The sequence below is a fragment of the Bifidobacterium sp. ESL0682 genome, from assembly GCF_029392815.1.
GTDB lineage: Bacteria > Actinomycetota > Actinomycetes > Actinomycetales > Bifidobacteriaceae > Bifidobacterium.
In genome coordinates this window covers 895,833-910,088 of record NZ_CP113942.1, presented here as the reverse complement: position 1 = coordinate 910,088, position 14,256 = coordinate 895,833, and the positions used below count along the sequence as shown (strand labels likewise).

15 protein-coding genes are annotated in these 14,256 nt (G+C 54.8%); 7 read left to right on the top strand and 8 right to left on the bottom strand.

Annotation, left to right across the window (positions count from 1 at the left end):
- The first annotated feature begins 359 nt into the window (after positions 1 to 359).
- The 7 genes from OZX57_RS03850 (at position 360) to OZX57_RS03820 (ending at position 4,305) form a co-directional block, all read left to right on the top strand.
- Positions 360 to 677, top strand: coding sequence for a hypothetical protein (locus OZX57_RS03850; protein ID WP_277162785.1), 318 nt, complete (start codon positions 360 to 362; stop codon positions 675 to 677).
- A complete protein-coding gene (locus OZX57_RS03845; RefSeq protein WP_348637179.1) occupies positions 623 to 1,426 on the top strand; it encodes an ABC transporter substrate-binding protein in 804 nt (267 codons plus the stop codon). The genes OZX57_RS03850 and OZX57_RS03845 overlap by 55 nt, the downstream gene beginning before the upstream one ends.
- Positions 1,427 to 1,513: 87 nt before the next feature.
- Positions 1,514 to 1,795 carry a hypothetical protein gene (locus tag OZX57_RS03840; protein WP_277162784.1) on the top strand — a complete coding sequence of 94 codons (282 nt, stop codon included), beginning with the start codon at positions 1,514 to 1,516 and terminating at the stop codon, positions 1,793 to 1,795.
- Positions 1,792 to 2,577, top strand: a complete 786-nt coding sequence (locus OZX57_RS03835; RefSeq protein WP_277162783.1) for an ABC transporter substrate-binding protein — start codon at positions 1,792 to 1,794, stop codon at positions 2,575 to 2,577. Before OZX57_RS03840 ends, OZX57_RS03835 begins: the two co-directional genes overlap by 4 nt.
- Positions 2,574 to 3,137 (top strand): hypothetical protein, encoded by a 564-nt coding sequence (locus tag OZX57_RS03830; RefSeq protein WP_277162782.1) that lies wholly within the window; start codon positions 2,574 to 2,576, stop codon positions 3,135 to 3,137. Before OZX57_RS03835 ends, OZX57_RS03830 begins: the two co-directional genes overlap by 4 nt.
- A 47-nt stretch (positions 3,138 to 3,184) precedes the next feature.
- Positions 3,185 to 3,496: a hypothetical protein gene (locus OZX57_RS03825; protein ID WP_277162781.1), complete on the top strand. Its 312-nt coding sequence runs from the start codon at positions 3,185 to 3,187 to the stop codon at positions 3,494 to 3,496.
- Between the two features lie 11 nt (positions 3,497 to 3,507).
- Positions 3,508 to 4,305, top strand: a complete 798-nt coding sequence (locus OZX57_RS03820; protein WP_277162780.1) for an ATP-binding cassette domain-containing protein — start codon at positions 3,508 to 3,510, stop codon at positions 4,303 to 4,305.
- Between the two features lie 162 nt (positions 4,306 to 4,467).
- Here OZX57_RS03820 and rpsD read toward each other — a convergent pair whose 3' ends face one another.
- From rpsD to OZX57_RS03780, 8 genes are all read right to left on the bottom strand, one after another.
- Positions 4,468 to 5,094, bottom strand: a complete 627-nt coding sequence (gene rpsD, locus OZX57_RS03815; protein ID WP_277162779.1) for a 30S ribosomal protein S4 — start codon at positions 5,092 to 5,094, stop codon at positions 4,468 to 4,470.
- A 269-nt stretch (positions 5,095 to 5,363) separates the two neighbouring features.
- Positions 5,364 to 6,662 carry a pyrimidine-nucleoside phosphorylase gene (locus OZX57_RS03810; protein WP_277162778.1) on the bottom strand — a complete coding sequence of 433 codons (1,299 nt, stop codon included), beginning with the start codon at positions 6,660 to 6,662 and terminating at the stop codon, positions 5,364 to 5,366.
- A gap of 12 nt (positions 6,663 to 6,674) precedes the next feature.
- Complete coding sequence (locus tag OZX57_RS03805; RefSeq protein ID WP_277162777.1) at positions 6,675 to 7,628, bottom strand: sugar-binding transcriptional regulator; 954 nt, start codon at positions 7,626 to 7,628, stop codon at positions 6,675 to 6,677.
- The gene (gene deoD / locus OZX57_RS03800) at positions 7,625 to 8,335 is read right to left on the bottom strand and encodes a purine-nucleoside phosphorylase (RefSeq protein WP_277162776.1); all 711 of its coding nucleotides are present in this window, start codon (positions 8,333 to 8,335) and stop codon (positions 7,625 to 7,627) included. The genes OZX57_RS03805 and deoD overlap by 4 nt, the downstream gene beginning before the upstream one ends.
- 151 nt (positions 8,336 to 8,486) lie before the next feature.
- Positions 8,487 to 9,674, bottom strand: coding sequence for a phosphopentomutase (locus OZX57_RS03795; RefSeq protein ID WP_277162775.1), 1,188 nt, complete (start codon positions 9,672 to 9,674; stop codon positions 8,487 to 8,489).
- A 2-nt stretch (positions 9,675 to 9,676) separates the two neighbouring features.
- The gene (gene deoC, locus OZX57_RS03790) at positions 9,677 to 10,345 is read right to left on the bottom strand and encodes a deoxyribose-phosphate aldolase (protein ID WP_277162774.1); all 669 of its coding nucleotides are present in this window, start codon (positions 10,343 to 10,345) and stop codon (positions 9,677 to 9,679) included.
- A 94-nt stretch (positions 10,346 to 10,439) separates the two neighbouring features.
- On the bottom strand, positions 10,440 to 11,189 hold the full coding sequence (pnuC, locus tag OZX57_RS03785) for a nicotinamide riboside transporter PnuC (RefSeq protein WP_277162773.1): 750 nt from the start codon (positions 11,187 to 11,189) through the stop codon (positions 10,440 to 10,442).
- A gap of 284 nt (positions 11,190 to 11,473) precedes the next feature.
- A complete protein-coding gene (locus tag OZX57_RS03780) occupies positions 11,474 to 14,212 on the bottom strand; it encodes a UvrD-helicase domain-containing protein (protein WP_277162772.1) in 2,739 nt (912 codons plus the stop codon).
- Positions 14,213 to 14,256: the final 44 nt, after the last annotated feature.

Here is a 14,256-nt window from a genome sequence, read left to right as displayed (position 1 = left end):
ACAGCTTTATATCTCATAATATGAATGACGGTTTTGTCATTTTCCACGCCTTCCTCTATGTTTAAAAGTGTTTTGAAATGTATGAAAGGAGCAGCCAGTATGATCTCAGCATCTCGGCTCCTGTTGCATTTCGTTTGGCGTGGCTGGCGTAGCTAACATAAGAAGTTAGGTAAACCAGAATTTAATATCGAGCCTTGCCATGGCGTCATTTGTTTTGTGTGCAATCACTGCATCATTTTGTCTGTTCGGTTGTTCCGGAAATTGCAGTATTTTGTGTCTGTATCCGCAGTTGTTCCAGCGCTGATAACATACCTCGCTTGGTATGGCTTTAAGTCAATCGAAAGAGTAACAGAAACGCTATGAACAATGAAAATCACCAAGCCTCGCACGGAAAGGCCTTGACGGCGACCATCATCGTCATCGTACTCATCCTTGTCGGAGGTTTTACCTACCAACTTGGCAGGCGTCACGCCCTAGGCGGGAACAACGCCGCAAGTACATCGCAGCAAACGACCATGAAACGCGTAGGCATCCTCCAATATGTCAGCCATCCGGCGCTGAACCAGATTCACAAGGGTGTGGTCGACGAGCTGAAAAAGAAGGATTCGTCGACGGCAAGAACATCCAGATCATCGACCAGAACGGACAGGCCGACCAGAGCAAGCTCGCCACGATGAGCGAGCAGCTCGTCAACAAGAAGGCTGACGTATTGGTCGGCATCGCCACGCCGGCCGCACAGGCGCTGGCCAATGCCACCAGTACCACTCCGATTGTGCTCGGCGCTGTCACCGACCCCGTGGCCGCAGGATTGGTTCGTGACATGAAGACTCCTGGCAAAAACATCACCGGTGTCTCCGACCAGCCTCCCGTGGCTTCGGAAATCAAGCTCGGCAAAGAACTGATGCCTCACGCCAAAACCGTTGGCATGCTCTACTCCTCCACCGAGGACAATTCCAAGTCGCAGGTTGACACGGCCGCCAAGGCCGCCACGCAGCTCGGTCTCAAGGTCAAGAAATTCGCGGTGCCATCCAGCAACGAGATCGCCCAGACCGTGCAGGTAATGAGCAGCCAGGTTGATTTCATCTACATTCCGCTGGACAACACCATCGCCAACGCCATGCCCACCGTCACCGAAGAGGCCAACAAGCAGAAGAAGCCGGTCATCACTTCGGTGGACACTATGGTCACGCAGGGAGGGCTCGCCACCATCGGCGTCAACCAGTACCAGCTGGGAATCCAGACCGGCAAGATGGCCGCGAACATCCTTAAAGGCAAGAGCAAACCGGCGACAACACCCGTTTACACGTTTACGACCGGCGACACGATTATCAACAAAGATCAGGTGCAACGACTTGGCATCAATGTGCCCGAAAAGCTGATGAAGAACGCTAAGATCGTCACCACCGATGCCGGCAAGAATAAGTAATCAACTTCGCCGCTATACGTTGATAACAGTCTGTATTAGACAAACCTTAAATACAACCAATCGTTAAAAAGATCAGAGTAAATCACCATGTCCGAAAAAGAACATCGTTCACCAAGCACCGTAGTGACCGCTGCGGTCACAGCGGTGGCCGTGGTCGTCGTCGGGGTCGTCATGTATTTCGTCGGCGAGCACAGTGTGAAGAGCACCGCGACCAATACGACCGCCACTGCACAAACACAGGGAACCAAAAAGGTCGGCATCCTGCAGACCATGAGCCATCCGGCGCTTGACCAGATCCACCAAGGTGTCATCGACGGCCTCAAAAAGGCGGCTACATCGAAGGCAAGAACCTCGAAATCACCAGCATGAACGGCGAAGGCGACCAGAGCAAGCTCGCCACCATGAGCCAACAGCTGGTTAACAAGAAGCCTGATGCCCTTTGCGGCATCGCCACCGGCGCCACGCAGGCATTGGCCAACACCACCAAAGACATTCCGATCATGCTCGGCGCGGTCACCGATCCGATCGCAGCAGGCGTGGTCAAGGACCTCAAACACCCGGGCGGCAACATCACCGGTGTCTCCAACGTCCCGCCGCTCAAGGCGCAGCTGGAACTGGCCCAAAAGCTCCTGCCGAAGGCAAAATCGGTCGGTTTTCTCTATAACTCCGATGAGGTCAACGCGAAATCACAGGTCGAGCATGCCGACGCCATTGCCAAGAAGATGGGCTTGCAGACCAAGCGTTTCGCGGTGCCCAGCAGCAACGAAATCGCCCAGACCGTGCAGATCATGAGCGATCAGGTCGACTTCATCTTCATCCCCAACGACAACGCCATCGCCAATGCCATGCCCACCGTGACGCAGGAAGCTAACAAGAAGCACGAACCGGTTATCGTGGCCGCCGATACCATGGTCAAGCAAGGAGCCGTCGCTACCATCGCTCCAAGCCAGTACGATTTCGGCCTGAAAACCGGGGAAATGATGGCCGATGTGTTGAGCGGCAAAACCAAGACCGCCACCACGCCCGTGTATGTGTTTAACGGCGGCGACGTCTATATCAATAAGAAGGAAGCAGATCTCAACGGCATCACCGTGCCCGACTCGGTGATGAAGAACGCGAAGATCGTTGGAGAGGAAGGCAGCAACAAATGATCATCTCATCAATCGGCCAGGGCATGCTGTGGAGCATGCTCGGTCTCGGCATCTTCATGACCTACCGCATTCTCGGCTTCCCCGATATGACCACTGAAGGCTCGTTCCCCCTGGGAGGCGCGGTGTGCGTCGCGGCGATTACGATGGGCGTCAATCCCTTCCTCGCTACACTGCTCGGCGTTCTGGCCGGCATGTGCGCAGGACTGGTGACCGGCCTGCTCTATACAAAAGGAAAGATTCCCGTGGTCCTCGCCGGCATTCTGGTGATGTCCGCATTGAACTCCGTGATGCTCTTCATCATGAAATCGCCGAACCTCTCCCTGCTGAACATGCCGAAAATACAGGATGTTTTCCAGCCGCTGAATCTTCCGGAAAACTACGACACCGTCTTTATCGGACTGTTGGCCGTCACCATCGTCATCGGATTGATGTCCCTGTTCTTCAACACTGAGTTCGGACAGGCCTACATCGCCACCGGTGACAACGAATCCATGGCCAAATCACTTGGCATCCACACCGAACGTATGACCAACGTCGGGCTCATGCTTTCAATGGCCTGATCGCGCTTTCCGGCGCACTCATCTCCCAGCATGACGGCTATGCCGATGTGAGCAAGGGCGTAGGCACCATCGTCATCGGCCTCTCCTCCATCATCATCGGCGAGGTCCTCTTCGGCGAGCTCTCCTTCTTCCAGCGCATGCTTGCCACCGTGGTCGGCAGCATCATCTATCAGCTCCTTATTTTGCTGGTTATCCGCCTCGGTTTCGACACCACATACCTGAAGTTCTTCTCGGCCGTCGTGCTTTCCTTGTGCATGCTTATCCCCCAATTCAAGAGAGCGTTGCATCTGACCACGGGATTTGAAAAATACTTCAAGAAGAACGACGTCGTGGAATCCAGCGGAAAGGCAGAAGCATGAAAGGCAAGACCATGACCAAACCGAATGAAACGGACGCTGCCTTGACCGCCAGCGAGACCGAAACCCAAGCAGTCACCAATCCGACGGATATCCGCCTCGCAATCGAGCACTGCTCGGTGAGAGTCGACAACGGAATGGACGACACCAAGGAGATTCTGACCGATGCCAACCTTGCGGTGAAACCCGGCGATTTCATCACCGTGCTCGGTGGCAACGGTGCAGGCAAGAGTACCTTGTTCAACATCATCGCCGGTGGCCTCCACCCAACTCAAGGACGTGTGCTGCTCAACGGCGAAGACGTCACCTCGACTTCACAGGAAGCCCGAGCAAAATACATCGCCCGCGTCTTTCAGGATCCGAAGATGGGCACTGCCCCACGCATGACCGTTGCAGAAAATCTGTTGCTCGCCACCAGACGCGGACTGCCCCGCCGGTTCAAAATGCGTGAGATGGCGGCCAACCATGACCGGTTCTATGAACTGTGTAAGGGCATCGGCAACGGGCTTGAAGAGCACCTTGACACTCCTGCCGGCAATCTTTCCGGCGGGCAGCGTCAGGCGTTGAGCCTGATCATGGCTACCATCACCAAGCCAGACCTGCTGCTGCTTGATGAGCACACCGCTGCCCTCGACCCGAAGACCTCCAAACAGCTCATGGCTATCACCGCAAGCACCATCGCCGAGCAGCAACTGACCTGCTTGATGATCACGCACCGCCTTGATGATGCCCTGAAATACGGCAACCGTCTCATCGTGCTGCAAAAGGGCCAGATCGTTCGCGACCTCAACGCCGAAGAAAAAAGAAACTGACGATGAACGACCTGCTCGAGTTCTTCGAAGACGGGTTCTAAAGACTCGTCGATGCTGTCATTGGCAAGTTTGAACAATTCAACCCGACAACGCCAAGGGCCCTGTGAGCTTGAAACTCACAGGGCCCTTGCGGTATGTCCTAAAAGGAATGGGATTCAGAAATCAGCGAGCGTAGAACTCGACGACGTACTGAATGTTGACCTCGACCGGAATCTCTTTGGTTTCCGGCTTACGGGTGAGAGTCGCCTTGAGCGAAGGCAGGTTGACGTCCAGGTATCCGGGGACTGCGGGCAGCACATCGCGGTGCACGCCTTCAGCGGCAATCTGGAAGGGAACCATGGTCTGGCTCTTCGGACGAACCTGAATGGTCTGGCCGGGCTTGACACGGTAGGACGGACGGTCCACCACGTTGCCGTCGACCATGATGTGACGGTGCACGACATACTGACGTGCCTGAGCGGTCGTGCGGGCGAAGCCTGCGCGAAGCACCAGAGCGTCGAGACGAGTCTCGAGATCGACGAGCATTGCATCGCCGGTCTGGCCCTTGGTGTGGGTGCCCTTTTCATAAGCTGCACGAAGCTGCTTCTCGGAGACGCCGTACTGAGCGCGCAGACGCTGCTTCTCGCGCAGACGAACCGCGTAATCGGATTCGGTGCGACGACGCGTGCGGCCATGCTCACCAGGAGCGTACGGACGCTTCTCGAAGATGCGCTGAGCCTTAGGGGTCAGTGCGATGCCGAGGGCACGCGAAAGACGCACCTGACGGCGAGAACGCTGAATGTTAGTCATTCTGTTGTTCCTTTGTATTCTGTCGTTATCTGAACGGAACGCGGAATCATGCGAAACCGCGCTGAGCCGGGCCTCTCCAGTGCTTCAAGGCGCCAAGCGCCAACGATATCCTCGTTTTGCCGAACACATCGCCGACCCACTGATGGGCTAAGACTCCAGATAATGCCCACCTCATGGCAGACACAAACCATCATTTTACTCGCAGACTATGGACGTGTGCCCCGTCGAGATGGACAAGGCACACGCTACTACGAATCAAACCGAGATTACTACTTGATGATCTTGTAAATCATCGGATAAGGTTCGGCCTTGTCGCCGATCTTGATGCAGCTATACAACAGTTCCTTGATGTCGTCGACATCCTCACGGTCGCTGCAGATAGTCAGCAAGGATTCCCCTTGCTCAACCTGATCGCCGACCTTCTTGTTGAGCTCAATGCCGACACCGTAATTGAGCTTGTCATCGGCCTTCTCACGTCCGCCGCCGAGCTTCATGCTGGCGATGCCGACCTCATCGGCAAGCATCTGCGAAACATAGCCGCTGCTCTTGGCCGGCAATTCGATGCGGTATTTCGCGTGAGGCATGATGCTGTAATCGTCGATGACTCGTCCGTCGCCGCCTTGGGCGACGACCATGGCACGGAATCGGTCAAGCGCCGAACCATCTTCGATGGTCTTCTCGAGCATGGCTCGCGCTTCGTCTTCGTTGTCCGCTTTCTTGCCCAGAACGACCATGTAACTGCCCAGAGTGAGCACCAGCTCAAGCAGGTCCTTGGGACCTTTGCCTTTCAGGGTGTCGAGAGTCTCCTCAATCTCGAGGGTGTTGCCGACCTTGCGGCCCAGCGGCTGGTTCATGTCCGAGATGACGGCCATGCATTGCATGCCGACACCCTTGCCGATCTCGACCAAAGCCTTCGCCAGTTCCTCAGACTCCGGCAGTGTCTTCATGAACGCACCGGCCCCGGTTTTGACATCGATGACCAAAGCGTCGGTGCCGGAGGCGATCTTCTTACTCATGATGGAGCTGGCGATCAGCGGAATCGAATCAACCGTGTCCGTGACGTCACGCAAAGCATATATTTTCTTGTCCGCAGGAGCGATGTTGCCCGTCGCGCCGATAATCGCCAGCTTTTCGCGCTTGACCTGATCGATGAAGTCCTCTTCACTGATTTCGACCTGATAACCCGGGATGGCTTCAAGCTTGTCAAGCGTTCCGCCGGTGTGGCCCAGACCGCGCCCTGAAATCATCGGGACAGGAATGCCGGTAGCCGCTACCATGGCAGCGAGTGGCAGGCTCACTTTATCGCCGACCCCTCCGGTAGAATGCTTGTCCACCTTGATGCCCGGAATACTCGAAAGGTCAAGTCGGTCACCCGAGTTCATCATGTCCAGCGTAAGCTGGGAGCGCTCGTGATCGTTCATATCCTTGAAATAAATCGACATCAACAGGGCGCTGGTCTGGTAATCGGGAATCTCCCCGCTGACCACACCGTCGACGAAGAATTTGATCTCCTCGTCGCTCAGCTCTCCGCCGTTCCTTTTCTTGTCGATAACATCAACCATTCGCATCGTTACCACACCTCAATCTTCATAAGTTAATAATTCCTGGGCTATCGCCTGATCGACGATGAATTCATTGGCATACCCAGCCTTCATCACCGCGTGGATGACAGGAGCCTTGAGAATCCCGGCAGCCACCACAATCGAGTGTTCCTTGTTCTTTAGGTCCGCCAGCCCGATTCCGACGGTCCGATCGTTCAAATCCTCATTGACGATCTTGCCGTCCTTATCGATAAAACGCGACACAGCATCGCCTACGGCAGTCTGCTTCAACGCGGCTTTTTGCTTTGCATTGAAATATCCAAGCTGAAACAGCAACGCATCGTTGCGCACGGTGCCGACGCTGTAAAGGGCGATATTGGCCTTTTTGCCAAGCTCGAGCGTCTGCTTGATGAAGCGATCACGTTCCACGATTTCCTTGGTCACCTTACTGTCGAAAAACGGTGGCAAGGGAAGGAAATGCACAGTCGCGCCCAAAGCCGAAGCCAGTTCAGTGACACTTTCATCAGCATACGTGTCCTGATAGCGGATATTGATGCCGCCCTTGAGCTGAACGACCGTAGTATCCTCTACCGGATGCCTATCCAAATGGGTAGTGACAGAATGAATCGTTTTGCCCCATCCCAAGCCGATAATGTCACCAGGCTTGATCAACTGCATCAGATATTGCGCGGTATAAGCACCGATACTGGCCAATGTGGAGACCTCGCCGTTGTAATTGTTGGGCACAACGTAGATATCACGATGGTATTTCTCGATTAGCTGCTCGTTGAGATCTCCAGCATCGACGAAGGGATTGTCAATCTCAATCTTGAGAACCCCGGTTTCCCTCGCCATCTTCAGCAGTCGGGAAACCGTCGGCCTCGAAACCCCCATACTGTGCGCAATTTCGGTCTGTCCGAGACCGTCCTCGTAGTACAGTCTGGCAGCGGTGATGCTCTGTTTCAGCTTCTTCTTGTCGTATCGCTCACTCATGACTGCTGATAAGCCACCTCCAGGCAGATTTCAATCATTTCGTTGAAAGTGGTCGCACGCTCTTCGGCGCTCAGGCCCTCATTGGTGCCAATCATATCGCTGACGGTTGAAATGGCCAACGCCTTGACATGGTGCTTCGCGGCAAGCAGGTAAAGGCCCGCAGCCTCCATCTCGGCACCCATGATGCCGTAATCGGCGAGCTTATTGATATCGAGCTCATCATCGTAGAAACGATCTTCGGAGAGAATGTTGCCGACTTTCACCGAGATTCCCTTGGCCTTCGCCACCTGGTAAGAATCCTCAAGCAGACCGAAATCGGCAGTGGGTGCGAAATAGACACCTTGGCCGAAGGTGTTGTGAATGATGGAAGAATCAGTGCTGGCGCTTTGAGCTATGAGGATGTCGCGAAGTTTGACGTCCTTGCCTAATCCCCCGCAGGATCCGACACGAATCAGGTTCTTCACTCCGAAGTCCTTGATGAGTTCGGTGGTGTAGATCGACAGCGAGGGAATGCCCATGCCTGTGGCCTGCACGGAAACGGGCTTGCCCTTATACGTGCCGGTGTAGCCGAACGCGTTGCGCACGGTGTTGTAACGCTTGGGGTCAGTCAGGAAGTTCTCCGCAATATACTTGGCACGCAACGGGTCTCCGGGCATCAATACGGTTTCCGCGATATCGCCGCGTTGTGCATCAATGTGAGTGCTCATCACAAATCTCCTTTAATTTGCATCAGCCACTTATCGAAAGTGGCTAAAAATATTAATTCTGGTATCAATTCCGACGTACCATGCTCCGTTGAAAACGTCGAGATGGTACGTCGAAATTGATACCGATATGTTTATGCTGCCTAGACTGAGATCAGTTGAGCTCCGACAGGAAGCTGGTGCCCGGCATATCAGTTTTCACGCCGAAATTGTCGAGAACGGTGGCGCCGTAATCGGAGAAGGTCGTGCGGGTACCGAGACTTTGCGGGTGCTTCATGCTCGGCGAGTAGGCTAGCAGCGGAACGTATTCCCGGGTATGGTCAGTTCCCTTGAAACATGGGTCGTTACCATGGTCCGCCGTAATCATCAGCAGATCATCGTCACGCATATTGTCGATGACTGTACCCAAACGACGATCCAGATCCATCAAGGCCTGTCCATCGCCTTCAGGGTTGCGTCGGTGGCCATACATGGCATCGAAATCGACCAGATTGGTGAAGCAGAAACCGGTGAAGTCCTGCGTCATAACATGGTCAAGATGATCCATGCCATCCATATTGCTCTGATTGTGATAGCCTTCGTCGATACCTTCTCCGGAGAAAATATCGTTGACCTTACCGATGCCGATGGTCTTGAAACCAGCTTGCTGCAGCTTGTCGAGATCGGTCTCGCCCAGCGGTTTGAGCGTAAAGTCATGACGGTTCGCAGTACGAGTGAAATGCCCCTTACCGCTGCCGACATACGGCCGTGCGATAATGCGGCCGACGAGGTATTTCGGGCCATTGACGAGACTGCGTGCATATTCGGAAATCCTATAGAGTTCCTTAACGGGAATAATGTCTTCATGCGCTGCAATCTGCAGGACGGAATCACCGGACGTGTAGATGATCAGGTCGCCCGTCTCCATCTGATGCTCGCCGAGCTCTTCAAGAATCTGCGTACCTGATTCAGGACGGTTACCAACGATCTTTCGTCCGGAGAATTTTGAAATCGGATCGAGAAGGTCATCGGGAAAACCGTTCGGGAAGTAGCTCAGCTTCTGGGTGACCGGGAGTCCCATCATTTCCCAGTGACCGGACATGCTGTCCTTACTCACCGAGACCTCTTCCATCTTGCCGAAGCAACCGATGGGATGTTCAGCCGCGGGGACGCCTTCGATCGGCGTGTCTCTCAGATTCGAGATGCCCAGTCTTGCAAAATTCGGCAGCCTCAACTTGCCATCGAAAAACTTGCCGATGGTTCCCAAGGTGTCGGACCCCTCGTCGCCGAACTTCGCAGCATCGGGTGCTGCGCCGGTACCGATCGAATCCATCACCAACCCAAAAATACGATTGTATTTCATGATCAGTCCTCTTCGGCTCCTTCAAGAATCTTGACGGTCGCGCTGACACCCAGACGGCTGGCGCCAGCTTCAATCATCCTCATGGCATCCTCATAGCTGTGAATACCGCCGGACGCCTTGACACCCAAACGATCGCCAACGGTCTGGCGCATCAACGCGACATCCTCAGCCTTGGCTCCGGCCGAGCTGAAACCGGTGGAGGTCTTGACGAAATCGGCACCCGCCTTTTCACTGAGCTGGCAGGCACGCACCTTCTGGTCGTGGTCGAGGAACGAGGTCTCGATGATGACCTTCAGAAGCTTACCGGAAGCGTGTACGGCATCGGCAACGGCCTTGATGTCGGCTTCGACATTGTTGTCCTCGCCGGCGATCAGCTCGCCGATGTTGATGACCATGTCGATTTCCTCGGCGCCGTCCTTGATCGCCTGCTGAGCTTCATAAACCTTGGAGGCGGTGCTTGTCGCTCCGAGCGGGAAGCCGACGACGCAGCACGTGTTGATGTCGGTGCCGGCCAGCTGTTCGGTCACTAATGCAGCCCAATAGGCGTTGACACACACGGAAGCTGTGTTGTATTGCTTGGCTTCGGCACAGGTCTGGAGGATATCCGCCTTGGTCGCATTAGCCTTGAGGTAGGTGTGATCGATGTACTTGGCCAGTGTTGATTTGTTCATTTTATCTATCCCTAATCTTGTTGAATGAAAACAGAGCCACTTTAGTGTAAAGGACGAATACTTCATCATCTTCAATGAGCGGCTCAATCAAAAATTATTTCTCTAGAGCAACTTCTCCGTTGGCTTTGCCTGCCTTATGCCAGATGCTGAAGAACTGTCCGTAAATCGCGGTGGCAGTATACATGAGCGTGCTGATGAGCATCGGCAGAGCTGAAGGGCTGTAGCCATCCTTGAGCGCATAGAACCAAAGGATAACGTTGACAATATCTTCAGCGAGCCACAGAGTGTAGGTGTTGGAAACATGCATCACGCACAGCACCGAAGCCGTAGCTCCGAAGGAAAGCACGAGGGCATCGACTGCCGGCTGAGAATCCTTGAGGATACGGGCAACCTGGAAGAGAATAATCCATTCGACGACGATGGCCGCGATGGTGACCATCCAACCCTTGAGATGCAGTTTGCGAACCTTTGCGCCGAAATCTTCGCCCCAAGTCCTCCACTTCATCATCAGAGGGATATCGATGGCGCATGCGAAGATAATCTGATCGACGACGCTCCACCAATGGTGAGCAAATAGATTAACCGTTATGAAGCCAAAGGCACTGATCAAGCCGAGAAGCCCGTTAATAGGTGCACCCACCATCATGTAGACAGTACAACCCAAGCCGACCACAGTCGCCAGATAAGTGATGATAGCCTGCCATGTGATGGGGTTGGTGACCAACAGCGCCGTCTGGAATCCAATGCCAAAGAACCAGATTATCGTAGCAACCAGATTGATCTTCTTAAATTCTGCACCAAGCCATTGAATGTAATTGCCTTGGAAACTCTCTTGTTCGTCCATATACAAATCCTTTCGCCATTAAAAAGTTTTGTGACTGCAATCCGGTCTCATCGGCCGAACAATTGTTAGCGTATCACCTTTTTTACAAATGTAAAGTTTTGAGGTTGAACTTTTGTTCTCTCTAAAGTACGACGGAATCAACATTTTTCATGAACATGGTCAAACGAAAAATGGCCTACATTGTGCAAAACAATGTAGGCCATTACTTGAAACGAACCACGAGTCCCTTTAGAGTTCAAAGGCTCGAACGCTTAGGGCTTTCCTGCAAAAGCCCAGAAATTCATTCACAGCTTTTCAATCGGAGCGACACGAAGCATCAGGCGTTTGACGCCGTCAGAACCGAAGTCGACCGTGATGATCGAGTTGCGTCCCTTGTCCTGAGTGTCAACGACCGTACCCAAACCGTACTGGTCGTGAGTGATCTTGTCGCCGATATTGAAATCGGAGATATCGAGCTTGTTGTCTTTTTTGAGGGCCGATGCAGGCACCGAACGCGAAGCGGATTTGGGTGCGGTCCGCCGTGTGGTCACTTTGCCACCGCGGGTATGAGAACCGGAACCATACGAGGATGAGCCATAACCAGAACGTGAGCCGTAAGAGGACCCACCGGATGAATGCGAACCGTAACCTGAATGCGATGACGAACTGCGGTAGTTGGAACCAGAGCCATATAGGGAATGTGAACTGGAGCGCGAGCCATACGACGAACCAGAACGGGAACCATTAGATGAGCCGTAACCTGAATGCGCACCATACGAAGAGCCGTAACCAGAATGGCCGGAACCACGTGAACCGCCGTAAGAGGACGAACCCGAGTTGCCGAACGTGGAACCAGCAGAGAAGTCATCGTCATCGTCCCAGCCACCGAACTCGTCGTCGAAATCGCCGTCGCCACCAGAACTCCAGCCGGAACGCATGCGTTCCACGCCAGCCTCGCGACGCTTCCATTCGATGAGTTCATCGGGAATCTCGTCAAGGAACTGGCTGGGCATCATATCGTTGGCCTGCCCCCACTGCGAGCGCACGGCGGCACGAGTAACATAAAGCCGCTGCTTGGCGCGGGTGATGCCAACGTAGGCCAAGCGACGTTCCTCACTCAGCTCCTGCTCGTCTTCCAGCGAGCGCGAATGCGGGAACGTGCCCTGTTCCATGCCCGTGAGGAACACGACCGGATATTCGAGTCCCTTGGCCGTGTGCAGGGTCATCAGCGTGACCTTGCCCGAGTCCTCCCCCTCGCCAGGCAGCTGGTCTGAGTCGGCGACCAACGCTGTGGTCTCAAGGAATCCGGAAAGCGTGGCATCCGGGGTCTTCTGTTCGAACTCAGCGGCCACGGACTGCAACTGCGAAAGGTTCTCGACGCGCGACTCGTCCTGCGGGTCGGTGGAACGCTGCAGCTCTTCAAGCAGTTTGGATTGGTTGAGCACTTCCGCCACAATCTCGGAAGGTTTGGAATCATGGTCGGCTGCGAACTGCATCAGTCCGCTCATCAGGTCACGGAATTCGCCAAGCTTGGTACGGGTGCGGGTGGGCAGGTCAGGAATCTGGTCCATCTGCTGGATAGCGTTCCAGAAAGGCACGTTATGCGCTTCGGCGAAGCCCGCAACCATGGATTCTGCACGGGCACCAAGCCCACGTTTTGGGGTGTTCATGATACGACGCATGTTGACACTGTCGGCCGGATTGGTGATGGCCTGCAGATAGGCGATGGCATCCTTGACCTCACGGCGCTCGTAGAACTTCGTACCGCCGACCAGCTGGTAAGGAATTCCGGCGTTGATCAGCGCCTCCTCAAGCGCACGGGACTGCGCATTGGCACGGTACATGATGGCCATGTCGGAATAGCGGTATCCGTTCTCGGTACGCAGGTTGGCAATCTCGTTGGCGATCCAAGCACCTTCCTGCTGGGCATTGTCGGCCGCGTAACCGACGATCGGCTCCCCCTTGCCCAGTGCGGTCCAGAGCTTCTTGGGCTTGCGACCGGTGTTCTTGGCAATGACGGCATTGGCCGCATCGAGGATAGTCTGCGTGGAACGGTAGTTCTGCTCCAGCATGATGGTCAACGCGCCCGGGAAGTCCTTCTCAAAGTCCTGGATGTTGCTGATGTCGGCGCCACGGAAGGCGTAGATGGACTGGTCGGAATCACCCACGACGGTGACCCAAGCCGGACCTTCGCGTCCTGCGGCCTGCTGGTTGCCTGCTGCCGACCCCATGGCCGGACGATTCGGGTCGTCGATACCGGAAAGCTCACGCACCAGCTGATACTGGGCATGGTTGGTGTCCTGGTACTCATCGACCAGGATGTAACGGAATTTGTGATGATAATAATCCGCGACTTCTGGATGGTCGTGCAGCAACTCGACGGTGCGCACAATCAGATCGTCGAAATCGACGGCGTTCGCGGCGGCAAGACGATGCTGGTATTCCGAGTAGACAACGGCGTAAAGGGCCTCGGCATTGTCGTAACGCCCGAGCTGGTAGCCCTGCTGACCGGGCGTATAGTCCGGCGCATAGGTTTTGAGCAGTTCCTTCCAGCCGACCAGTTTGTTCTTGTAGTCGGAAATCTGGCCCAGAATCGCACGGGGTGTATAACGCTTCAGATCGATGTTGAGACTGGTGGCGATAAGTTTCACGAGCCGCTGGCTGTCGGCACTGTCATAAATGGAGAAGCCGGAATTGAGGCCGATGGCCTTGCCGTCGCGACGCAGAATACGCACGCAGGCGGAATGGAAGGTCGAAATCCACATGCGTTCCGCCACCGGCCCGATCAGTGTTTCCAAGCGTTCACGCATCTCGGCTGCGGCCTTGTTGGTGAAGGTGATGGCCAGAATCTGACTAGGCCATGCGCCGAACTGCGAAAGAATCCACGCCACACGGCGGGTGAGCACACGAGTCTTGCCTGATCCGGCCCCTGCACCGATGAGCAGGGCCGGCCCACGGTATTGCACTGCCTTGGCCTGCTGCTCGTTGAGATCACCGACCAATTCCTCGGCGCTTCGTGCAATCAAATCCGGATCCTGTGCCACACCTGTTCCCTTCGAAAAAGCCGTTTTACGGGAGCCTCAATTCG